Origin of the sequence: Pseudonocardia broussonetiae, assembly GCF_013155125.1 — a bacterium.
Classification (GTDB): Bacteria; Actinomycetota; Actinomycetes; order Mycobacteriales; family Pseudonocardiaceae; genus Pseudonocardia; species Pseudonocardia broussonetiae.
The window spans coordinates 125,992-147,488 of record NZ_CP053564.1 but is presented as its reverse complement, the minus strand read 5'-3'; the positions used below and the strand labels follow the sequence as shown (position 1 = coordinate 147,488).

Genomic DNA, 21,497 nt, shown 5'->3' with positions numbered 1-21,497 from the left:
GTCAGCCCACGTCTACCCAGTCCAACGTCCGGGTGACCGCCTTCTTCCACTGCTCGTAACCCGAGTCACGCTGATCGGCCGACCACTGCGGCTCCCAGCGCTTGGACTCGTTCCAGTTCGACCGCAGCTCGTCGGTGTCCTTCCAGAACCCGACCGCGAGGCCGGCCGCGTACGCCGCGCCCAGCGCCGTGGTCTCCGCGACGACGGGCCGGCTGACCGGCACGCCGAGCACGTCGGCCTGGATCTGCATGCACAGCTCGTTGGCGGTGACGCCGCCGTCGACCTTGAGCGTCTCCAGGTGCACCCCGGAGTCCTTCTCCATGGCCTCCGCGACGTCGCGGCTCTGGTAGCAGATCGCCTCGAGCGTGGCCCGGGCCAGGTGCGCGTTGGTGTTGTAGCGCGAGAGGCCGACGATGGCGCCGCGCGCGTCGGAGCGCCAGTACGGCGCGAACAGCCCGGAGAACGCCGGCACGAAGTACACGCCGCCGTTGTCCTCCACCTGGCGCGCCAGCGTCTCGCTCTGGGAGGCGCCGGAGATGATGCCGAGCTGGTCGCGCAGCCACTGCACCGCCGACCCCGTGACGGCGATCGAGCCCTCCAGGCAGTAGACCGGCGCGTCGTCGCCGAACTTGTAGCCGACGGTCGTCAGCAGGCCCGCCTTGCTGCGCACGAGCTCGGTGCCCGTGTTGAGCAGCATGAAGTTGCCGGTGCCGTAGGTGTTCTTGGCCTCGCCGGGGGCGAAGCAGACCTGGCCGACGGTGGCGGCCTGCTGGTCGCCGAGGTCGCCGGTGATGAGCACCTCGCCGCCGAGCGGGCCGCCCGCGAGCGTCGACCCGTACCCGCCGGGGCACGAGCTCGGCTCGATCTTCGGCAGCATCGAGCGCGGGATGTCGAAGAAGCCGAGGAGCTCGTCGTCCCAGTCGAGCGTCTCGAGGTTCATCAGCATCGTGCGGCTGGCGTTGGTCGGGTCGGTGACGTGCACCCCGCCGTTGACGCCGCCGGTGAGGTGCCAGATCAGCCACGTGTCGGTGTTGCCGAAGATGGCGTCACCGCTCTCGGCGAGCGCCCGGGCCCCGTCGACGTTCTCCAGGATCCACTGGATCTTGCCGCCGGAGAAGTAGGTGGCCGGCGGGAGGCCCGCCTTCTGCCGGATGACGTCGCCGCGCCCGTCCTTGTCCAGCGCGGTGGCGATGCGGTCGGTGCGGGTGTCCTGCCAGACGATCGCGTTGTAGAGCGGGCGCCCGGTGCGCCGGTTCCACACGACGGCCGTCTCGCGCTGGTTGGTGATGCCCAGCGCCGCCAGGTCCGAGGACGACAGGCCGGTCTTGTTCAGCCCGGTCTGGATGACCGCCGAGGTGCGCTCCCAGATCTCCACGGGGTTGTGCTCGACCCAGCCCGCCTGCGGGAGGATCTGCTCGTGCTCGAGCTGGTGGCGGCCCACCTCGTTGCCGCTGTGATCGAAGATCATGAAGCGGCTGCTGGTGGTTCCCTGGTCGACTGCTCCGACGAACTCGGCCATCAGGCTCTCCTCTACGCGTTCTGGGTGGTGTCGGTCGTCGTCCCACGGGGCTCGGGCACCGTCGGCTCCGAGACGGTGATCTCCTCCGCCTCGGCGGGCAGGAAGCCCTCGATCGCGAACTTGAACAGTGCGCCACCGATCAGGCCGCCGATGATCGGCGCGACGATCGGCAACCACCAGTAGGGCGTGCCGTTCTGGTCCACCCACGCCGTCTCGTAGCCGGTGATGAACGAGGCGAGCCGGGGGCCGAAGTCGCGCGCCGGGTTGATCGCGTAGCCGGCGTTGGCGCCCCACGCCATGCCGATGGCGACGACGAGCAGGCCCACGACCACCGGGCCGAGGTTGGCCATCGGCGGGTTGTTGGCCGCCGTGGTGAGCGCGAAGATCACGAACACGAGGATCGCGGTGCCGACGATCTGGTCGAAGAACGCCGTGCCGATGCTGACGCCCTCCACGCCGTTGCCCGGCAGCGTCGAGTAGATGCCCTGGGTGGCGATGGTGTGGCCGGGGTCGACCTTGGCGATCAGGTCGGAGTAGACGAAGCGCACGATCAGGGCGGCCACGAACGCGCCCGCGGTCTGCGCGAGCGAGTAGGGCAGCACCTTGCGCCAGGAGAAGCCCTTGAAGGCGGCGAGCGCGATGGTGACGGCCGGGTTCAGGTGCGCTCCCGACAGCCGGGCCGCGACGTAGACACCCAGCGTCACGCCGATGCCCCACGCCCAGGTGATGGAGTCGTGGTCGCCGAGGCTGCCGTCGGGCGCGGTGACGACCTGCGCCACGACCCCGACGCCGAACAGGATCAGGATCATCGTGCCCAGGAACTCGGCACTCAGCTCCCCGACTAACGAGTTCTTCATCAGTGAAGTCCTCTCTCGTCGGCCCACCCCCACAGCGGACCGTGACCGAAAACTAGGAACGCTCACGATCGGGGTCAACGCGAGGTGTTCGACATTGTCGAACCGCCGTCCGGCCGCAGATCACACCGCGGTCCTACAGTGGGTCGGGTGCCGGGTTCCATCCAGTCGATCGAGCGCGCCGCGGCGGTGCTGCGACTGCTCGGCAGCACCGACCGTCCGCTGGGCATCAACGAGATCGCCGCGGCGCTCGACCTGCCCCGCCCCACCGCGCACGGCATCGTGCGGACGCTGAAGGAGGTCGGGTTCGTCGAGCAGGACCCGTCGGCGCGCTACGTGCTGGGCGACGCGCTGCGCGAGCTGGGCCGCGGCGGCTGGGACCGCCACGACCTGCGCGCCCGGGCCATGAACTGGGCCGATTCCCTGGCCGGGAGCACCGGCCTCGCCGTGCAGATCGGCGTGCCCGACGCCGGGGCGGTGCGGCTGGTGCACCACGTCTTCCGCCCCGACGGCACGCCGCAGACCATCCGCACCGGCGAGGAACAACCGCTGCACGCCACGGCGCTGGGCAAGTGCCTGCTCGCCTTCGCCCCCGTCGCGACGCCGCCCCCGCGCGAGCTGGCGCTGACGCCCTACACCGGGCGCACCTGCTCGACGGTCCCCGCGCTGGAGGCCCACCTCGCCGTCGCGCGGCGCCGGGGCTGGGCGGGCGACAGCGGGGAGTTCGAGTCCGGCACCGGGGGAGCGGCGGCGGCGCTGCGCGGCAGCGGGGGGCTGGTGGCGGGCGCGATCGGCGTGGTCGGGCCGGTGGAGGAGCTGTTCGGGATCGGCGGGGAGCTGCGGGCTCCGGTCGCGGTGCACCTCGTCGCGGCGGCCCGGGAGATCTCGGCCTCGCTGGTGGTGGGGACGCCGTGAGCCACCGCGACACGCGCGCAACGACACCCCGACTCGCGGGGGGAGGCTCGCGACTCGCGGGGGCAGGCCCGCGGCTTGCGGGGGGAGGCCCGCGAGTCGGGGTCTGGTTGCGCGCGTGTCGGGGCGGGGCGGCGGCGATGAGGGGGTGGGCGTGATGCGGGAGCGCGTCGTCGCCGCGATCGACCAGGGCACTACGTCCACGCGGTGCCTGCTGTTCAACCGCTCGGGCCGGATGCTCGCGGTGGCCCAGCGCGAGCACCGCCAGCACTACCCGGCGCCCGGGCTCGTCGAGCACGACGCCGCCGAGATCTGGCGCAACGTCGGCCGGGTCGTGCCGGCGGCGCTGCGCAGCGCCGGGCTCGGCCCCGAGGACCTCGTCGCGCTCGGCATCGCCAACCAGCGCGAGACCACCGTCGTCTGGGACCGGCGCACGGGCGTCCCGATCTCCCGGGCGATCACGTGGCAGGACACGCGCACCGACGGCATCGTCGCCCGCCTCGCCGACGACGGGCACGCCCCGCTGATCACCGCCGTCTGCGGCCTCGCCCCGGCCACCTACTTCGCCGGCCCGCGGCTGCGCTGGATCCTCGACCACGTGCCCGGCGCGCGCGAGGGCGCCGAGGCCGGTGACCTGCTGTTCGGCACGATGGAGTCCTGGCTGATCTGGAACCTCACCGGCGGCCCCGACGGCGGCCGGCACGTCACCGACGTCACCAACGCCAGCCGCACGATGCTCATGGACCTGCGCACGCTGGAGTGGTCCGACGCCCTGCTCGACGTCCTCGACGTGCCGCGCCGGATGCTGCCGGAGGTCCGGTCCAACGCCGAGGTCTACGGGACGTGCACCTCGGTGCTGCCCGGCGTGCCGGTGGCGGGGGCGCTGGGCGACCAGCAGGCCGCGCTCGTCGGGCAGGCCTGCTTCGCCCCCGGCGAGGCGAAGTGCACCTACGGCACCGGCGCGTTCCTGCTGATGAACACCGGCGGACGGATCGCGGAGTCGACGCACGGGCTGATCCCGACGGTCGGGTACCTGCTGGAGCCCATGGCGACGGGCGGGGAGCCGGTCTACGCCCTGGAGGGCGCCATCGCGATGACGGGCTCGCTCGTGCAGTGGTTCCGCGACTCGCTCGGCATGATCGGCACCGCGGCGCAGATCGAGACGCTCGCCGAGACCGTCGAGGACAACGGCGGCTGCTACATCGTCCCCGCGTTCTCCGGGCTGTACTCGCCGCGCTGGCACCCCGACGCGCGCGGCGTGATGGTCGGGCTGACGTCGTTCATCAACCGGGGCCACCTCGCCCGCGCGGTCCTGGAGGCCACCGGGTGGCAGACGCGCGAGGTCGTCGACGCCATGAACCTCGACTCCGGCGTGCCCGTCACCCGCCTGAAGGTCGACGGCGGCATGACGGCCAACCACCTGCTCATGCAGTTCGTCGCCGACGTCCTCGACGTGCCGGTGGAGCGCCCGCTGGGCTCCGAGGCGGTGTCGCTGGGGGCGGCCTACGCGGCGGGGCTCGCCGTCGGGCACTGGGCGGGCGTCGAGGTGCTGCGCTCCAACTGGCACCGCGCGGCGGCCTGGGAGCCCGCGATGGACCCCGGCCTGCGCCGGCGCGAGCACGAGAACTGGGGCCGCGCGGTCAACCGGAGCTACGGCTGGGTGCAGACGCCCGCCGGGTGACCGCCTACCGGGACCAGGTCGCGTCCCCGGTGAGGGTGTCGGCGAGCTCGTCGGCGTCGGCCACGACCTTCTGCGCGCCCACCAGCTCGCCCGGCTCGGCGTAGCCCCAGGACACCCCGATCGTCGGGATGCCGAAGGCGGCGGCCCCGTCGACGTCGTGGTGGCGGTCGCCGACCATGACGACGGGCTCGCGGGCCGGGTCGAGGTCGAGCCGGTCGAGGACCGAGGCGATGACGGCGGCCTTGCCCAGGCGCCCGTTCGGCTGGTCGGCGCCGCCGACGAGGGCGAAGAACGCCGCGATGCCGACGCCGTCGACGATCCGGCGGGCGACGTGCTCGGGCTTCGAGGTGGCGACGGCGAGCCGCAGCCCGCCGAGGCGCTCCAGCAGGCCGACCGTGCCGGGGTAGAGCGGCGTCTCGGTGGCCGCGACGGCGTCGTAGGTGGAGCGGTACACGGTGATCACGGCGGCGGTCTGCTCGGCGGTGAGGCCGAGGGCGGGCAGCGCGGTCTCGAACGGCGGGCCGACGAGGGGGAGCAGCTCGGCCGGCGTGCGGGCCACGCCGATCGTGGCCAGCGCGGCGGACAGGTGCGTGGTGATCAGGGCGGCGGAGTCGACGAGGGTGCCGTCGAGGTCGAGCAGGACGGTGCGCACTGCGTCGAGCCTACGGCCCGGACTCCTGTGACATGAATCACGTCGGGGTGGGCCCTCGGGAGTGCCGGGAGAGCCGCTCCGGACCCGTCCGCGGGATCGCCGAATACCGGCCCGGCGCCCGGCCGTCGGACCGCACGCGACCTGCCTACAACAGTAGGTACTCCGCCCGCCACTCGCGCGTCGACCGGACGGCGACACCGCGATTCCCCAGGTGGAGGACGGGTACCAGTCCTCTCGCAGTGACACGAGAGGTCGATGAGAGGGACACCATGGCAGAGGTAACCGGCCCCCGGACCGGGGTCGCGATCATCGGTCTGGGCGGGGCGGTCGCGACGACCGCCATCGCCGGGATCGAGCAGCTCCGGCTCGGCACCATCGGCACCGACGGCCTCCCGCTGGCGCACCGCACGGAGCTCGCGCCCTACGAGTCGCTGGTGTTCGCGGGCTGGGACCTCGACGGCAGCGACCTGGCGAAGGCGGCCGCGGTGCACCGCGTCATCGAGCCGGCGCAGCTCGACGCCGTCGCCGAACCCCTCGCGTCGATCTCGCCGTGGCCCGCGGTGGTCGACCCGGCCTACTGCCGCAACGCGGTCGGCGCGAACGTCGTGCCCGTCGGGCCGCTGCGCGAGCGCGTCGCCCACCTGCGCGACGACCTGCGTCGCTTCCGCGAGGAGCAGTCGCTCGACACGGTCGTCGTCGTCAACCTCGCCTCGACCGAGGCGTGGCCGGACCGCACGTCGGCGATCCTCGGCGACCTCGACACGTTCGAGAAGGGCCTCGACCTCGACGACCCGGTGATCACGCCGGGCATGGTCTACGCCTACGCCGCGATCACCGAGGGCTGCCCGTTCGTCAACTTCACGCCGAGCCTCGGCCCGGACGTGCCCGCCCTGCTGGAGCTGGCCGCGCGCGAGAACGTGCCGGTGGCGGGCAAGGACGGCAAGACCGGGCAGACGATGGTCAAGACGGTGCTGGCGCCCGCGTTCCGCTCGCGCGCGCTCACCGTCGAGGGCTGGTACTCGACCAACATCCTCGGCAACCGCGACGGCCAGATCCTCGACGACCCGTCGTCGCTGGCCAGCAAGCTGGACACGAAGGGGTCGGTGCTCGACTCCATCCTCGGCTACGACGTCGACGACCACGTGGTGCGGATCGACTACTACCGCCCCCGCGGCGACGCCAAGGAGGCCTGGGACAACATCGACCTCGTCGGCTTCATGGGCCAGCGGATGCAGATGAAGATCGACTTCCTGTGCCGCGACTCGATCCTCGCGGCGCCGCTGGTGCTGGAGCTGGTGCGCTTGGTCGCCGAGGCCGCGCGGCGCGGCGAGGGCGGCGCGCAGGAGCAGCTGGGGTACTTCTTCAAGCAGCCGATGACGTCCGACGGCGGCGTGCCCGAGCACGCGCTGCACCTGCAGGAGCAGGTGCTGCTGGACTGGCTGGACCGAGGGTGACGACGGTCCCCACCGCGCGGCTGGCGGCGGTGGTGCCGCTGTTCCGGGAGGTCACCGACCTCAAGCGGGTGCGGGTCGCGCACGCGGAGGGTTCCGTCGCGAACCGGTCCTTCGCACGGGCGTGGGCCGCGGTCCTGGGCGGCGCCGACGAGGGCGCGGTGGCCGCCGCGGAGTGCGCGGCGGCGCTGGCCGGCGCGCGCCTGGCCGGGATCGACGCCGACGTGCTGGCCGCCACGGGGGTCGCCGACCCGGACGCCGTGCTGCGCCGGGCGATCGACGAGGTGGCCGGGCCGCTGCACCCCGCGACGGTGGCCCGGGTCCGGGTCGCCCCGCCGGTGGCGGTGGAGCCCGTCGCGCCGCCCGCGTTCGTCGACGCCCTGCGCCGGCAGCCCCGGGCCGGGGCGACGGCGCCGGGGCGCCCGCGCCTCGTCGTCGAGCCGCCGGAGGACCACGCCGAGCACTGCTGGGCCGTCGCCGTCCTCGGGGCGCTGCTGGCCGACGACCTCGACGCCGACCCGGGCGCGGTGTTCCTGCTCGGGCTCGCCCACCACCTGCACAACGCGGCCCTGCCCGACGCCGGGTTCGCGGGGGAGACGCTGCTGGGCGCGGAGCTCGACCCGCTGCTGGAGCGGCTCACCGAGCGCGAGCTCGCCGCGCTGCCCGACCCGCTGGCCGGGCGCGTGCGGGACCTGCTCGCGCTTCGCGCCGACGCGGACACCCCGGTCGGGCGGGCGTTCCACGCCGCGGACGTCCTCGACCGCGTGCTGCAGGTCCACCACCACGCCCGCGCGGCCGCGTTCACCCCGGCGCAGGCGCTCGACGACCTCGACCTCGTGCACGCCGGACCCGTCACCGGCTACCACGACGCGGTCCTCGCGGCGGCCGGGCTGTGACCGCTCCCGCCTGGGTCGCGGCCGACGGCACCCCGCTGCGCGCCGACACCCCCGCCACGCTCACCGACGGGGAGCGGCGCTGGCCGGTCGTCTCGGGGATCGCGTGGCTGCGGGCCGGGCGCGACGACGTGCGGGAGCGGGCCGTCGCCGCGCTCGACGACGGTGACCCCGACGGCGCCGCCGTGGCCCTGCTCGCCGACGCCGACGACTGGTGGGACGAGCCCCCGCCGCCGCCGGAACGGCTGCGGGCGGCGCTGCACGCGCGGACGCTGCGCGACGCCGTGACGCTGCTCGGCCTCGGCCGCGTCGGCGTCTACTTCCTGCACCGCTGGTCGGACCCCAGCTGGCTGGCCGCCCTCGCGCTGACCGCCGCGCACCCGCCCGCCGGGCGTCCGGTCGTCGACCTCGCCTGCGGGGCCGGTCACCTGCTGCGCCACCTCGCCTCGCACGGGCACCGCGACCTGGTCGGCGTCGACGTGGTGTTCGCCAAGCTGTGGCTGGCGCACCGGTTCGTGCTGCCGCCCGGGGCGGCGTCGCTGGTGTGCGCGGACCTCACCGCGCCCTGGCCGCTGCCCGCGCCCGGGCGTCCGCGCCACGTCGCGTGCCACGACGCGCTGTACTTCCTGCCCGACAAGGAGCGGGTCGTCGAGCGGGCGCGGGCCGCGGCGGGCGAGGGCGGGGCGGTGCTGCTCGGGCACTGCCACAACGCCACGCACCCCGCCGGGCGCTCGGGCCTGCCGCTCGACGCGCCCGGCTGGACGGCGCTGCTGCCCGGCTCGGCGACCTACGCGGAGGAGGAGCTGACGGCGGCGGCCGTCGAGGACCGCGTCGCGCTCCCGGCGACGCCCGCCGAGCTGATGGGTACCGAGGCGATCGGGCTGGCCGACGACGACGCCGCGGCCCCGCCCGACCGCACGCTGCTGCGGCCCGCACCGGGTGCCGCCCTGCGCCCCAACCCCCTCTACGGCGACCCCGGCGGCCCGCGCGGCCGGATCTGGCCGCACGTGCGGTGGGCGGAGGAGTACGGGCCGCGGGCCGAGCGCTACCTCCCGGAGCGGTGGACGCCCCTGCCCGTCGCCGACGCCGTGCGCCGGCGGCTGCTGCTCGACCTGCCGGACCGGTGGTGAGGGTGCACGGAGTCGTGAACTGGGGCGTCGTCGGCTGCGGCTGGGTGGCGCGCGACCACGTCCTGCCCGGGATGCGGGCCGTGGCGGGGGCGCGGGTGGTGGGGGTGCACGACCGGGATCCCGCGGCGGCGCGGGCGGCGGTGGCGGCGTACCGCGGGGCCGGCGCCGGGGGTCAGGAAAGCCACGTTCCCGCCACCCCGTTGCGGGAACGTGGCTTTCCTGCAACTCCGGACGCCCTCGACGGCCTCCTGCACCTCCCCGACCTCCACGCCCTCTACCTCGCCACCCCCCACCCACACCCACCCCGCCGTGGTGGCCGCCGTCGCCGGCTCCGGCCTCCCGCTCCTGTGCGAGAAGCCCCTCGCCCCGGACGTCGCGGGCGCGCAGGCACTCGTCGACGCCGCCCCCGCCCTCGCCGGCACCGCCTTCGACCAGCGCTTCCACCCCGCCCACCGGCGGATCGCGGACATCGTGGCGGCCGGCGAGCTGGGCACGGTCACCGCGGTGCGGATCGTCTACGGCTGCTGGCTGCCGCCGGAGTGGTCGCCCGACGGGACTCCGCAGCACAACTGGCGCGTCGACCCGGGCGGCGGCGCGGTGATCGACCTCGCCCCGCACGGCGTCGACCTCGTCGGCACCCTGCTCGGCGGCGACGACCTCGTCGCGCTCTCGGTCCTCACCCGCACGCGGGTCCACGACTACCCCGTCGACGACGGCGGCGTCCTCGCCGGGCACACCGCGGGCGGCGTCCTGTACTCCGCGCACGTCTCCTTCGCCACGCCCGACGCCCTCCCGCGGCGCCGCCTGGAGGTCGTCGGGACGCGCGCGCAGCTCGTCGCCGTCGACACCCTCGGCCAGACGCCCGGCGGCACGCTGACGCGCGTCGACGCCACCACGGGCACGGCCACCGAGGTCCCGTTCGACACCGCCACCAGCCCCTTCACCGCGCAGCTCGCCGCGTTCTCCGCCGCCGTCGCGGGCGCCGCGGACTGGCCCTACCCGCTGCACCGCGACCTCGCCCTGCACACCCTGCTGCTCACCGCGCTCGAGAGGACCTGACATGCCCCTGCGCCCCTACTCGTGCGACAACTGCGGGCACTGGCAGCGCTGGTTCGCCGAACCACCGTCCTGCCCCGTGTGCACCGACGTCCGCAACGCGCTGCCCGAGGACGGCTGGGCCTGGACGACGCCCGACGACCTCGCCGGCCGCGCCGCGCGCTGGGCCGAGGTCGCGCCGGGCGTCACCGGGTTCTGGTGCGAGCCGCAGATCGGGCTCGGCACCACCGGCTGGGTCCTGGAGACCGACGCCGGGCTCGTCGGCTGGGAGGGCGCCGGCTTCTACCCGCCCGACGCGCTGGCCGAGCTGCGCCGCCGGGGCGGGCTGGTCGCGCTGGGGGCGAGCCACGTCCACGGCTACGGCGCGCTGTGGCAGCTCCAGGACGAGCTGGCGCCGCCCGTCCTCGCGATCGACGTCCGCGACCTCGCCTGGACCAAGGCGTTCGTCGTCACCTGGCCCACCGACGCCCGCCACGAGCTGGCGCCGGGCCTGGTGATGCACCGGTCCGGCGGGCACTTCCCGGGCCACGCCGTCCTGCACGACGAGCGCCGCGGGATCCTGTTCGTCGGCGACCTGCTCAAGGTCGACCTCGACGGCGACCGGCCGGTCGGGCTGAGCTGCCACAAGGCCTACCACGCCCAGATCCCGCTCTCCCACGACGAGATCCGCGAGGCCCGCGCGCTGGTGGAGCGCCTGGACTTCGAGGCCGTCGCCACGCCGTTCGAGTTCGCCGCCCCGGTGACGCAGAAGCAGGTGCTCGCCCTGTTCGACCACCACCTCGGGCGGCAGCCGCTGGCGGGGCCGGTGCCGCTGGAGGAGCTGACGTGAGCGCACCCGCCAGGACGGGCACCGCCGACCTCCTGCGCGCCGCACTGGGCGACGCCGACGCCGGCGACTTCCCGATCTCCGGCGCCGACCGCGTCGGGGTGCCGGTGGTGGCCGCGGACGTCACCGGGCCCCCGCGGTTCGGCTCCTTCGGCTACGGCCACACCGTCGAGCAGGCCCGCACCGGCGCCTACGGCGAGCTGGTCGAGGCCGCGCTGCTGCACCACCACCTGCGCGCGCTCACCCCGCGCCGGGCCTCCTACGCGGAGCTGCGCCGCGAGCTCGGGGAGCGCGGCGTCGTCGACCCCCGGGAGCTGGTGCTGCCCGCCGGCACCGTCGTCGACGACGACCGGCCCCGCACCTGGCTCCCCGCGACGCGCTGGCGCACCGGGGAGGCCGTCCGGCTGCCGGCGGAGTTCTGCGCGTCCTGGGCGCCCGACGTCGCCGACCAGGACCCGGCCGAGCGGCTGATCACGGTGATCACCAACGGCTCGGGCGCCGGCGACACCGCGGCGCGCGCCGTCGCCCACGGCCTCCTGGAGCTGCTGCAGCGCGACGGCAACGGCACCGCGTTCCGCGCGCTCGACGAGGGCACCGTCCTCGACCTGGACGGCGTCACCGACCCCGTCACGCACCGCGTGCTCGGGCAGCTGCGCGGCGCCGGGATCACGGTGCTGGCCAAGCTCGCGTCGACGCAGTTCGGGCTGGCCGACGTGCACGTCGTCGGCGTCGACGCCGACCCGGACGCCGAGCCGCTGGCCGTCACCGCGTGCGGGGAGGCGTGCCACCCGGACCGGGAGGTCGCGCTGCGCAAGGCCCTGCTGGAGTACGCGGCCGCGCGCTCGCGCAAGGTGTTCGCGCACGGCCCGCTGGACCGCGTCCGCCCGCTCGCCCCGCCCGCGTACTGGGAGCGCGAGCTGGCGTCCCCGGTGCCGGACCAGGAGCCGCGGGCGCTGGCGGCGATGCGCGACTGGTCGCGCCGCAGCGCCGCCGAGCTGCAGGACCTGCTCGCGCCGACGGTGCTCAGCGTCCACCGGACCGTCCCGTTCACCGACCTCCCGACGGTGCCCCCGGGCTCCCTCGACGACCCGGCGGCGCTGCTCGCCGACCTCCTGGAGCGCCTCGCCGACCTGGACGTCCTCGTGGTGCTCGCCCGCGGCGGGGGCGCGGTGAGCGCGAAGGTCGTCGTCCCGGGGCTGGAGGTCGAGACCATGTCCTACGGCCGGATCGGGGCGCGCGGGGTGGAGAAGCTGCGGGCCCGAAGCAACCGGTCCGGGCGGGATCTCGCGGGCCTCGGGTCGCCCCCGCACCCCGGCGCGGCCCCCGTCGTGCTCACCGCGCAGGGACGCGAGCGCCTCGGCGACGACGCGTGGCTCGACCTCGACGCCGTCGCCGCGGCCGTCGGCCCGCTCTACCCCCTTTACCGCGAACCCACCCGGCACGCACTGGCGAGGAGCACCGCATGACCCTCCGGTACGCCTACAACACCAACGGCCTGACCAGCCACCGCCTCGACGACGCGCTCACGCTGCTCGCCGACTCCGGCTACGACGGCGTCGCGCTCACCCTCGACGTGCACCACCACGACCCGTTCGCCCCCGCGCTGCCCGCCCGCACGCGCGCGCTGCGCCGGCAGCTGGAGACCCTCGGGCTCGGCAGCGTCGTGGAGACCGGCGCGCGGTTCCTGCTCGACCCGCGCCGCAAGCACCGGCCCACGCTCGTCACGGAGGACCCGCACGCGCGCGCCGTCCGCGTCGCCTTCCTGCGCACCTGCGTGGACGTCGCCGCCGAGCTGGGCAGCGAGGCCGTGTCGTTCTGGGCGGGCGTCCCGGCGCCGGAGGTGGATCGCGCGCACGCGTGGGAGTGGCTGGTGGAGGGCGTCGGCGAGGTCGTGGAGCACGCCCGCAACGCGGGGGTGACCTGCGCGTTCGAGCCCGAGCCGGGGATGCTCGTCGACGACTGCGACGACTGGGCGCGCCTGCACGAGGCCGTCCCGGACCTCACGCTCGCGCTCGACACCGGCCACTGCATCGTCTCCGGCTCCTACGAGCCCGCCGACGCCGTGCGCACCTTCGCCGGGCACCTCGGGGCGTGCGCCGTCGAGGACATGCCCCGCGGGCGCCACGAGCACCGCGCCCCCGGCGAGGGCGACATGGACCTGCCCGCCGTGCTGGGCGCGCTCGCCGACGTCGGCTACCGGCGGCTGGTGTCGCTCGAGCTCTCGCGCGACTCCCACCGCGCCGACGTCCTCGTGCCCGCCGCGCTCGCCGCGCTGCGCGAGGCGGAGAGCCGGGTGGCGGCATGAGGGTCTGCTTCGTCTCCCGCCGCTACTGGCCCGCCGTCTCGGGCATGAGCGCCTACGCGGAGAACCTGCTGCGCCACCTCGTGCGCGTCGGGCACGAGGTGACGATGGTGTCGCAGTACCGCGGCGACGAGGCCGGGCGCGCCGTCTACGGCGGCGGCCCGCCGCCCGCCGACCGGGTGCCCGACGGCGTGCAGGTCGTCGCGCTGGAGGCGCTGGGCGAGCAGGCCGTCGGGCGCGGGGAGCGCGCCGACTTCGAGGGCGACGTCGACGCGATGACCCGCACCGTCCTCGACCTGCACGAGAAGGAGCCCTTCGACGTCCTGCACGCCCAGTACGCCTACCCCAACGGCCTCGCCGTGCTGCGCGCCGCGCGGGAGGCCGGGCTGCCCGCGGTGGTGTCGGTGCAGGGTGGCGACGGGCACTGGGTCGGCACCTGCTGCGCCACGCACCGCGACCTGGTCCGCGCGGTGTTCGCGCACGCGCCCGCGCTGCTGATCGGCTCGCCGTCCTTCGCTGCGGAGGTCGCGCAGCGCCACGGCATCGACGTCGGGCGGTTCACGCTCGTGCCCGGCGCCACCGACGCGGAGCGGTTCACACCCGTCGACGGGGAGTCGGTCGCGCCGGTCGGCGACCCCGCCGTGCTGCTCTACCACGGTCGCGTCGACGCCCGGAAGGGCGTGCTCGACCTGCTGCAGGCCGTCCGCCTGCTGCGCGACGACGACGTGCCCGTGCGGCTGCTCGTCTCCGGGATCGGGCCCGACACCGACCTCGTCGCCCGCACCGTCGACGAGCTCGGTCTGCGCGCCGACGTCGAACTGCTGGGCGCCGTGCCCTACGAGCGGGCGCACGAGGTCTACCGGCGCGGTGAGGTGTTCGTCAGCCCGACCTACGCCGAGGGGTTCTCGAACACGATCCTGGAGGCGATGGCGTCGGGGCTGCCGGTGGTGTCGACCGACGTGGTGGGCGTGCGGGACTGCGTCCGGCCGGACGACAACGGCGTCCTCGTGCCGCCCGCCGACCCGCCCGCGCTGGCCGCCGGCATCCGCCGCGTGCTCGACGACGACGCGCTGCGCCGGCGGATCGTCGCGCAGGCGCACTCCGACGTGCACCGGCTCTGGTCGTGGCCGGTGGTCGCGGGGCGGATCACCGACGTCTACGACGCCGTGCTCGCCGACCGCGCGGAGATCCCGGAGATCCCCGACCCGCCCGTCGACCCGGACTGCCGGTTCCGCGCGGCGCCGCACCTGCTGTGAGGGCGGCGCTGTGAGGGCCGTGGCGGTCTCCCCGCACCTGGACGACGCCGTGTTCTCCGCGGGCGCGACCCTGGCCGCGCTCGCCGGGGCGGGATGGGAGGTCGTGGTCGTCACCTGCTTCACCGCGAGCGTGCCGGACCCGCCGCCGTTCGCGCTGTCGACGCAGCTGGACAAGGGCCTCGACGCGTCCGTCGACTACCTGGCCCTGCGCCGCGCCGAGGACGCCGCCGCCTGCGCGGTGCTCGGCGCGACGCCGGTGCACCTGCCGCTGCCCGAGGCGCCGCACCGCGGCTACGTGAGTGCCCCGGACCTGTTCGCGGGCGTCCACGACGACGACGGGGTGCGCGGCCCGCTCGCCGACGCCCTCAACGCGCACCTCGCCGGCGTCGACCTGGTGCTGGCGCCGCAGGGGATCGGCGACCACGCCGACCACCGGGTCGTCGTCGACGTGGTGGCCCGGCTCGCGCCCGGGGCGGCGTGGTGGCGCGACGCGCCGTACGTGCTGCGGCGCCCGGACGCGCGGCCGTGGTCGCCGCCGGGGGAGCGGCGCGCCGTCGACGTCACCCGGCACCTGGACCTCAAGATCGCCGCCGCCCGCTGCTACACGACCCAGCTGGGGTTCCAGTTCGGCGGTCCGGAGCAGGTGGGGCCGGTGCTGCGCGAGCTGGCGGCGGCCGAGGCGGGCCCCGGATCCGGCGGGTGCGCGGAGGTGTTCACGGTGCCCCGGTGTAGCGCCGCGGTACCCGGTGCGGTAGCCCTACTCCCGTGACGGCACGCAGTTGGCGCAGACAGCTCACGTACGCCCTCCTCCGGTTGGAGGACGTCGTGGAGACCGGGATCGCCGCGGGCGCCCGCCTCGGGGGGCACCGGTACCCGCTCATCATCCCGTTCATCGGGCACGGCACCACCGAGCGCGCGCGGGTCGGTGCGCGGCTGGTGCTGGGGCGGCGCGCGGCCGTCGAGCCGTCGGCGCCCGCGGTGCGCATCGGCGACGCCCCGTCCTCGCCGCGGTCGCGCCGGGCGACCCTGCGGGTCAGCCTCGCGCGGTTCCTCACCGTCGAGGTGCCGCGGGCGTCGGTGACGATCCACGCGCCCGGCGGCGACGTCGTCGTGCAGACCAACCGCGACGGCTACATCGACCACGAGCTGGAGCTCTCCGGCGTCGCGCCCGGGTGGCTGGAGCTCCGGCTGAGCGGCCCCGACGGCGCGCACGCCACGGCGCGCGTGCTGCTGGTCGACCCGGCCGTCGACGTGGGCGTCATCAGCGACGTCGACGACACGATCCTCAACACCGGCCTCACCCGCGGCCTCGACTTCCTCAAGGCCACCCTGCTCACCGACGTCGAGGAGCGCACCCCGCTCCCCGGTGCCGCCGCCCTGTACCGCGCGCTGGTGACGAAGCCGGGCAAGCCCGAGCGGCCCGTGTTCTACGTGTCGACGAGCCCGTGGAACCTGCACGAGATGCTGCTGCAGTTCGTGTCGATGCGCGGCTTCCCGCTCGGCCCGCTGCTGCTGACCGACTGGGGCCCCTCGCACACGGGCCTGTTCCGGATCGGCGCGCAGGCCCACAAGCCCGGCCTGGTCCGCCGCCTGCTCGACGAGCACCCCCAGCTCCGGCTGGTGCTGATCGGCGACAGCGGCCAGGAGGACCCCGAGATCTACGGCGACATCGCCCGCGAGCACCCCGACCGCGTCGCCGCCGTCTACATCCGCCGCACCACCGGCATCGACCTGGGCCGCAACGACGAGATCGACGCACTGGCGGCCGAGATCACCGCCCTGGGCGTGCCGATGCGGGCGGTGGACGACAGCGTGCAGATCGCCGAGCACGCGTCGGAGCACGGGTTGATGGACGCCGATGCGGTGGCGGCGGTGCGGGCGGAGTTGAGCTGAGCCGAGCCGCCGGCACGCGGCTGTGGTGGTGGGGTCTCGGTGATCAAGGGGAGATGGTGCGGGCGGGCCTCGGCCGGCTCGCCTACTGCCCTTGATCGTCGGGAGTGCGCCGTCAGGGTCGCCACGAGGGCCGTGGTGGTGCGGTCTTGCGTGATCCGGCTCGGTGATCGTCGGGAAGGTGACGCCACGGTCCTCGTGGCGGCCGTGGTGGTGCGGTCTCGGTGATCAAGGGCGGATGGTGCGCCGCCTCCGCGGCGGGGCGCGCCACCTGCCCTTGATCGTCGGAAGTGCGCCGTCAGGGTCGCCACGAGGGCCGTGGTGGTGCGGTCTTGCGTGATCCGGCTCGGTGATCGTCGGGAAGGTGACACCACGGTCCCCGCGGCGACCGTGGTGGTGCGGTCCCGGTGATCAAGGGGAGACGGTGCGGGCCGCGCGGCGGGCGAGCTCGGCCCGCACCTCCGCCACGACGAACCCCGGGTGCTGCAGGACCGTGACGGCGTCGAAGCGGAGGATCCGCCAGCCCTGCCGGGCCAGGTCGGCCTCGCGGCGCAGGTCGGCGTGGGCCCGCTGCTGGCCGCGGTGCTCGCGTCCGTCGTACTCGATGGCGAGCATCAGGTCCGGGTAGGCGAGGTCGAGCCGGTAGCGGCGGCCGTCGACCTCGACCACGTGCTGGACCACGGGCGCCGGCAGGCCGTCGAGCACCACCGCCACCCGGATCCGCGACTCCATCGGCGACTCCGCCCGGCCGTCCGTCAGGTCCAGCACCCGGTCGAGCCCGCGCGTGTGGTGCGCCCCGAGGTGAAGCCGGGCCAGCGCCCGCACCGCCTCGACCGTCACCCCGCAGTGGAACGCCAGCGCGTCGAACGCGGTGACCTTCTCGACGAGGTCGGGCGCCCAGCGGATCAGGTCGAAGGCGGTGCGGACCGCGTCGGTCATGAGGACACCGCCACGGCAGACGGTCTCGCCGGGCCCGAGCACGTCGCGGTGGACGACGAGCCCGGGCACCGGCCGCCGCGGCCGCCCGTCGAGCATCAGCACCTCCGCCGGCGCACCCGGGCGGGCGCTGGAGGCGCCGAGCAGTTCCGCCGCGGAGTAGCCCGCGACGACGCCCTGCCCGTCGACGAGCACGAACGCGGCCCGCGACAGCACCGACAACGTGAGCAGCACCCGTTCACCGACGTAGACGTCGGGGAAGAGGCGCCGATAGCGGGGGCCTCGGAGGACCCGCGGCGTGACGAGGCCCGCGGCGATGGCGCGCGACCCGCGGAACGGGGACAGCAGGGGGATCGACATGGCGCTACTGACGGACCCGCCACCCTCGCGGTTCCGTGATCACCGAGACCGTGACGTCACGGTCGTCGGGAGGGCCGTCAGGTCACGATCTCGACGATCACCCCCGCACCACCTGCCCTTGATCGCCGAGACCGAGACACCACGGCCGTGCGAAGGACCGTGACGGTGCATTCCCGGCGATCAGGCGCTCTCACGTGGTCGGCCCGCACCATCCGCCCTTGATCGTCGAGACCGTGACACCACGGTCGTCGGGAGGGCCGCCAGGTCGCGGTCCCGACGATCACCCGCTCGCGGCGACACTGATCAGGTCGAACTCCCGCATCCACCCCGGCGCCGTGGCGGAGCAGGTGAGCGGGCGGCCGGCCTCCACCCGCCTCTCCCGCACCTCCACCACGACGTCGGGATCACCGAGCACCACCCGCCACGTCCCCGAGGAGAGTGCGGTGACCGAGCGCAGCGCCAGCGCGTCGACCCCCCGCACCCCCGTGAAGAGGCGGGCGTGGTGCTGCGCCGCCTGCACGGCGGGCGGGTGGACCGAGCGGCCGCGCAGGAACTCCGCGTCCACCGTCCCGTCGACGTAGGCGGCGGCGATCCCCACCCCCTCCTGCGGCGACATCCCGCCGAACGCGAAGCCGTGCGGCAGCGCCACGAGCGAGGGGGCGAAGCGGCAGCCGCCGACGTGCGAGCACTCCCACGCCTCCGCGGGCCGGGCGGCGGCCAGCGCGGCGGCGAGCGGGCGGCCGCGGACCGCGCAACAGGTGTCGTGGCGGCCGTGCGCGCAGGTGAGGAACAGCGGTCCGGTGTGGACGGTGCCGGGGGCGCGCAGGGCGTCGACGAGGCCGTCGTCGTCGGTCCACGTGCCCGTCCGGACCTCCTCGTGGCCGGGCCGCGAGTCCACCCGGAACCAGCGGCGGAGGCCGCCGGTCGCGCGTCCCGCCCGCCGGATCAGCAGCACCCGACCGCCGACCTCGCGGGCCCACGCGTCCATCGCGGTGACCGCGGCGGGCCCGAAGCCGGACTGCGCGAACGCGACGCGCCCCCACGGCCCGGGGTGCTCGACGAGGAACCAGCGGTCGCCGGGCGGGGCGGTGCCCGCGCGGGCGTCGTCGACGGCCAGGTCCGAGCAGCGGGGGGCGGCGGTCATGCGGGCGTGCGGGGGGTCATGCCGGAGCGGCCGGCACCAGCACGCCCTCCCGCAGCAGCCGGCGCACGAGCACGACCTGGTCGGCCTCGTCCATGTCCGGCAGGCTACCCACAGCACGGGTGGTCCCGTCCAGCACCGCACGCAGCGCCGGGGCGGTGCTGCCCGGCAGGTCGACGTTCCGGTCGGCGAGCTCCAGCACCACCCGGTCGCCGCGCTCGACGATCCGGTGCCCGAGGCCGGTCCGCAGGCGGACGGCGTCACCGGGCGCGAGGCCGTCGGCGAACGCGGCGCCGGCGACGGGTCGCACGGGCTCGGGGCGGTTGCCGGTCCAGACGCGCGAGCGCACCCGCCGGGCGACGTCGGCCGCGGGCACCCGGCCCAGCGCGGTCACCAGCGCGTCGCGCACGTCGTCGACGTGCGGGGCGAGCACGTCGGGGTCGGCGACGTCGAGCCCCGGCGGCAGCGACGCCCGGAGCGCGGGGTCGCCGGCCACGAGCGCGGTCAGCGCCTCGACCAGCGCGTACCGCGTGAGGACGTGCACGCCGACGGTCAGGTGCGCCGACACCTCGCCCTGCGCGGTCGCCGCGTGCAGCCAGCCGCGCGGCAGGTACAGCGCGTCGCCCGGCTCGAGGACGGTGTCGATCACCGGCTCGTCGTCGCGGGCGCGGGCGGCGACGGCACCGGCGTGGTCGTTCCACGGCTGGTCGCGCAGCGGGTCGGCGTGCACGGGGGCGTGCACCGTCCAGTGCTTGGTCCCGGCGAGCTGGAGCACGAACACGTCGTGCACGTCGTAGTGCGCGGAGAAGCCGCGCGAGGAGGCCGGGGTGACGTAGGCGTTGGCCTGGACGGGGTGGCCGAGCTCGGCGCCCAGGCGCGTCGCGAAGTCGATGACGGGGGGCCACAGGCGGTGCAGCGCCTGCAGGACGACGGTCGTGCCGTCGGCGAACAGGGCGGCGACGCGGTCGTCGTGCACCTGGTCGGCGATCTCCGCGCCGACGCCGGCGGGGCCGGTGAACGAGGACGAGCCGACGACGGACCCGTTGCGCGCGAGGCGCAGGAACGGCGTGCGCAGGCCGCGGGCGGAGAGCAGCTCGTCGACGCCGTCGAGGTCGAGCAGGTCGCGGAACGACTCGGCGTCCGCGCCCCGGACCAGCAGCGGCGCGCGGCCCCAGTGGGCGTCGGCGAACGCGTCGAGGTCCAGGCCGGTGGCCCGGCGGACAGCCGAGGCCGGACGGTCCGAGGTGGACCGTCCGGCCTCGAGGGCAGGCTCACGCACCGCTGTCGGCACCGCCGTCGGCGCCGCCGTCGGAGACGCCGGGGGTGCCGCCGCCGGCACCGGAGTCGGCCGGGCCCTCGGCGCCGGAGTCGGCGCCGCCGTCGGCACCGCCGTCGGACTGGCCGGGCGTGCCCTGGCCCGCGCCGGAGTCGGCCGGGCCCTCGGCGCCGGAGTCGGCGCCGCCGTCGGCACCGCCGTCGGACTGGCCGGGCGTGCCCTGGCCCGCGCCGGAGTCGGCCGGGCCCTCGGCGCCGGAGTCGGCGCCGCCGTCGGCGCCGCCGTCGGACTGCCCGGGCGTGCCCTGACCCGCGCCGGAGTCGGCCGGGCCCTCCGTGCCGGAGTCTCCGCTGGTCGTGATGTCGTCGTCGCTGAGTGCCATCTGGTGCCTCCTGGGGAGTCGGAACGGTCGACGCCCGACTACCCGATACGGACGCGGGTCACTCACGACGATCTTGCGGGTACGGTCCGCCCGTGGACATCCGCGACACCGGCCGCCTCGCCCGCTCCCTCGAGGCCCTGCACTCGATGACCTACTTCGCGCCCGAGACGGAGGAGTCGCTGACGGCCGCCGGCCTGCAGCCGGGGCGGATGAGCTACTTCGCCGGGCGGTCCGCCCCGATGGGCGCGGTCGGCGCGGGCGTCGTCACCGCCACCTTCTACAACTTCAGCCCCACGCTCGTCGCCCGCAGCATCCCCGCCGCGTGGGAGCTCGCGAGCCCGTCCGCGCTGGTGCAGGCCCGGTTCGCCGCCGTCGACGCGGCGCTGCGGCGGATGCTCGGCGACACCGTCGTCGCGTCGCCGGAGGTGGCCGAGGCCGCCGGGCTGGCGCGGCGCGCGGCCGAGGCGTGCTCCGTCGACGGCCGCCCGCTCGCCGCCGCGCACCTCGACGTCGCCTGGCCCGCCGAGCCGCACCTCGTGCTCTGGCACGGGCTCAGCGTGCTGCGCGAGCACCGCGGCGACGGGCACGTCGCGATGCTGCTGGACGCCGGGCTGTCCGGGCTGGAGGCGCTGGTCTGCCACACCGCCTCCGGCCGCGGGTTCGTGCCGGAGTTCGCGCGGCGCAGCCGCGGCTGGTCCACCGAGCAGTGGGACGCCGCCACGGCCGGCCTGGTCGAGCGCGGCGTGCTGGACGCCGACGGCGGGCTCACCGACGACGGCACGGCGCTGCGCCGGGGGATCGAGGACGACACCACCCGCCTGGGCGCGGGCCCGTGGCTGCACCTGGGCGACGAGGGCGCGGCGCGGCTCGGCGACCTGGGCGGCGTGCTCGTCCGGGCTCTCGTCGCCGCCGGCTGCTTCCCGGATGGCGTGTTCGCCGGGGCCCGGTAGATTCCTCCTCAGGTAAAGACTCGGTAATGG

At 75.6% G+C, this 21,497-nt stretch carries 20 protein-coding genes; 13 read left to right on the top strand and 7 right to left on the bottom strand.

Going from position 1 to position 21,497, the window contains the following annotated elements; translation table 11 throughout:
* Position 1: 1 nt before the first annotated feature.
* Together glpK (HOP40_RS00730) and HOP40_RS00725 are read right to left on the bottom strand one after the other, a co-directional pair.
* Positions 2-1,519, bottom strand: a complete 1,518-nt coding sequence (gene glpK, locus HOP40_RS00730; protein WP_172153915.1) for a glycerol kinase GlpK — start codon at positions 1,517-1,519, stop codon at positions 2-4.
* A gap of 11 nt (positions 1,520-1,530) precedes the next feature.
* On the bottom strand, positions 1,531-2,376 hold the full coding sequence (locus tag HOP40_RS00725; RefSeq protein WP_172153914.1) for an MIP/aquaporin family protein: 846 nt from the start codon (positions 2,374-2,376) through the stop codon (positions 1,531-1,533).
* A gap of 147 nt (positions 2,377-2,523) precedes the next feature.
* Here HOP40_RS00725 and HOP40_RS00720 point away from each other — a divergent pair, with 147 nt between their 5' ends.
* Both HOP40_RS00720 and glpK (HOP40_RS00715) read left to right on the top strand, forming a co-directional pair.
* Positions 2,524-3,288 (top strand): IclR family transcriptional regulator, encoded by a 765-nt coding sequence (locus tag HOP40_RS00720; RefSeq protein ID WP_172153913.1) that lies wholly within the window; start codon positions 2,524-2,526, stop codon positions 3,286-3,288.
* Positions 3,289-3,442: 154 nt separating this feature from the next.
* Positions 3,443-4,966 (top strand): glycerol kinase GlpK, encoded by a 1,524-nt coding sequence (gene glpK, locus HOP40_RS00715; RefSeq protein ID WP_172153912.1) that lies wholly within the window; start codon positions 3,443-3,445, stop codon positions 4,964-4,966.
* A 4-nt stretch (positions 4,967-4,970) separates the two neighbouring features.
* Here glpK (HOP40_RS00715) and HOP40_RS00710 read toward each other — a convergent pair whose 3' ends face one another.
* Complete coding sequence (locus tag HOP40_RS00710) at positions 4,971-5,618, bottom strand: HAD-IA family hydrolase (protein ID WP_172153911.1); 648 nt, start codon at positions 5,616-5,618, stop codon at positions 4,971-4,973.
* A gap of 269 nt (positions 5,619-5,887) precedes the next feature.
* Between HOP40_RS00710 and HOP40_RS00705 the strand changes: the two genes are divergently transcribed.
* From HOP40_RS00705 to HOP40_RS00660, 10 genes are all read left to right on the top strand, one after another.
* On the top strand, positions 5,888-7,072 hold the full coding sequence (locus tag HOP40_RS00705) for an inositol-3-phosphate synthase (RefSeq protein ID WP_172153910.1): 1,185 nt from the start codon (positions 5,888-5,890) through the stop codon (positions 7,070-7,072).
* Positions 7,069-7,965 (top strand): HD domain-containing protein, encoded by an 897-nt coding sequence (locus HOP40_RS00700; RefSeq protein ID WP_172153909.1) that lies wholly within the window; start codon positions 7,069-7,071, stop codon positions 7,963-7,965. Before HOP40_RS00705 ends, HOP40_RS00700 begins: the two co-directional genes overlap by 4 nt.
* Positions 7,962-9,092, top strand: coding sequence for a class I SAM-dependent methyltransferase (locus tag HOP40_RS00695; protein ID WP_205347041.1), 1,131 nt, complete (start codon positions 7,962-7,964; stop codon positions 9,090-9,092). The genes HOP40_RS00700 and HOP40_RS00695 overlap by 4 nt, the downstream gene beginning before the upstream one ends.
* Before the next feature lie 309 nt (positions 9,093-9,401).
* Positions 9,402-10,151, top strand: coding sequence for a Gfo/Idh/MocA family protein (locus tag HOP40_RS00690; RefSeq protein WP_205347040.1), 750 nt, complete (start codon positions 9,402-9,404; stop codon positions 10,149-10,151).
* A 1-nt stretch (position 10,152) separates the two neighbouring features.
* Complete coding sequence (locus HOP40_RS00685; protein ID WP_172153908.1) at positions 10,153-10,977, top strand: MBL fold metallo-hydrolase; 825 nt, start codon at positions 10,153-10,155, stop codon at positions 10,975-10,977.
* Positions 10,974-12,440, top strand: coding sequence for a YcaO-like family protein (locus tag HOP40_RS00680; protein ID WP_172153907.1), 1,467 nt, complete (start codon positions 10,974-10,976; stop codon positions 12,438-12,440). Before HOP40_RS00685 ends, HOP40_RS00680 begins: the two co-directional genes overlap by 4 nt.
* A complete protein-coding gene (locus HOP40_RS00675) occupies positions 12,437-13,279 on the top strand; it encodes a sugar phosphate isomerase/epimerase family protein (RefSeq protein WP_172153906.1) in 843 nt (280 codons plus the stop codon). Before HOP40_RS00680 ends, HOP40_RS00675 begins: the two co-directional genes overlap by 4 nt.
* Entirely contained in the window at positions 13,276-14,532 is a 1,257-nt protein-coding gene (locus tag HOP40_RS00670) for a glycosyltransferase family 4 protein (protein ID WP_172153905.1), read from the top strand. Before HOP40_RS00675 ends, HOP40_RS00670 begins: the two co-directional genes overlap by 4 nt.
* A gap of 10 nt (positions 14,533-14,542) precedes the next feature.
* On the top strand, positions 14,543-15,301 hold the full coding sequence (locus HOP40_RS00665) for a PIG-L deacetylase family protein (RefSeq protein WP_172153904.1): 759 nt from the start codon (positions 14,543-14,545) through the stop codon (positions 15,299-15,301).
* Positions 15,298-16,425: an App1 family protein gene (locus tag HOP40_RS00660; protein ID WP_172153903.1), complete on the top strand. Its 1,128-nt coding sequence runs from the start codon at positions 15,298-15,300 to the stop codon at positions 16,423-16,425. Before HOP40_RS00665 ends, HOP40_RS00660 begins: the two co-directional genes overlap by 4 nt.
* 408 nt (positions 16,426-16,833) lie before the next feature.
* Here the strand turns inward: HOP40_RS00660 and HOP40_RS00655 are convergent, their stop codons facing one another.
* The 4 genes from HOP40_RS00655 to HOP40_RS35720 form a co-directional block, all read right to left on the bottom strand.
* Positions 16,834-17,718, bottom strand: coding sequence for an endonuclease domain-containing protein (locus HOP40_RS00655; protein WP_172153902.1), 885 nt, complete (start codon positions 17,716-17,718; stop codon positions 16,834-16,836).
* Between the two features lie 280 nt (positions 17,719-17,998).
* Positions 17,999-18,862, bottom strand: coding sequence for a sucrase ferredoxin (locus HOP40_RS00650; protein ID WP_172153901.1), 864 nt, complete (start codon positions 18,860-18,862; stop codon positions 17,999-18,001).
* Between the two features lie 16 nt (positions 18,863-18,878).
* Complete coding sequence (locus tag HOP40_RS00645) at positions 18,879-20,138, bottom strand: cupin domain-containing protein (RefSeq protein WP_240157443.1); 1,260 nt, start codon at positions 20,136-20,138, stop codon at positions 18,879-18,881.
* A complete protein-coding gene (locus HOP40_RS35720; protein ID WP_172153899.1) occupies positions 20,131-20,517 on the bottom strand; it encodes a BatC protein in 387 nt (128 codons plus the stop codon). Before HOP40_RS35720 ends, HOP40_RS00645 begins: the two co-directional genes overlap by 8 nt.
* Before the next feature lie 92 nt (positions 20,518-20,609).
* On the opposite strand from HOP40_RS35720, the gene HOP40_RS00635 reads away from it, so the two are divergent.
* The gene (locus HOP40_RS00635) at positions 20,610-21,467 is read left to right on the top strand and encodes an SCO6745 family protein (protein WP_172153898.1); all 858 of its coding nucleotides are present in this window, start codon (positions 20,610-20,612) and stop codon (positions 21,465-21,467) included.
* The last annotated feature ends 30 nt before the right edge of the window (positions 21,468-21,497 follow it).

Coding starts and splice junctions, on each gene's coding strand:
- glpK (WP_172153915.1), bottom strand. CDS start 1,519: ATGGCCGAGTTCGTCGGAGCAGTCGACCAGGGAACCACCAGCAGCCGC.
- HOP40_RS00725 (WP_172153914.1), bottom strand. CDS start 2,376: ATGAAGAACTCGTTAGTCGGGGAGCTGAGTGCCGAGTTCCTGGGCACG.
- glpK (WP_172153912.1), top strand. CDS start 3,443: ATGCGGGAGCGCGTCGTCGCCGCGATCGACCAGGGCACTACGTCCACG.
- HOP40_RS00705 (WP_172153910.1), top strand. CDS start 5,888: ATGGCAGAGGTAACCGGCCCCCGGACCGGGGTCGCGATCATCGGTCTG.
- HOP40_RS00685 (WP_172153908.1), top strand. CDS start 10,153: ATGCCCCTGCGCCCCTACTCGTGCGACAACTGCGGGCACTGGCAGCGC.
- HOP40_RS00675 (WP_172153906.1), top strand. CDS start 12,437: ATGACCCTCCGGTACGCCTACAACACCAACGGCCTGACCAGCCACCGC.
- HOP40_RS00670 (WP_172153905.1), top strand. CDS start 13,276: ATGAGGGTCTGCTTCGTCTCCCGCCGCTACTGGCCCGCCGTCTCGGGC.
- HOP40_RS00655 (WP_172153902.1), bottom strand. CDS start 17,718: ATGTCGATCCCCCTGCTGTCCCCGTTCCGCGGGTCGCGCGCCATCGCC.
- HOP40_RS00650 (WP_172153901.1), bottom strand. CDS start 18,862: ATGACCGCCGCCCCCCGCTGCTCGGACCTGGCCGTCGACGACGCCCGC.
- HOP40_RS35720 (WP_172153899.1), bottom strand. CDS start 20,517: ATGGCACTCAGCGACGACGACATCACGACCAGCGGAGACTCCGGCACG.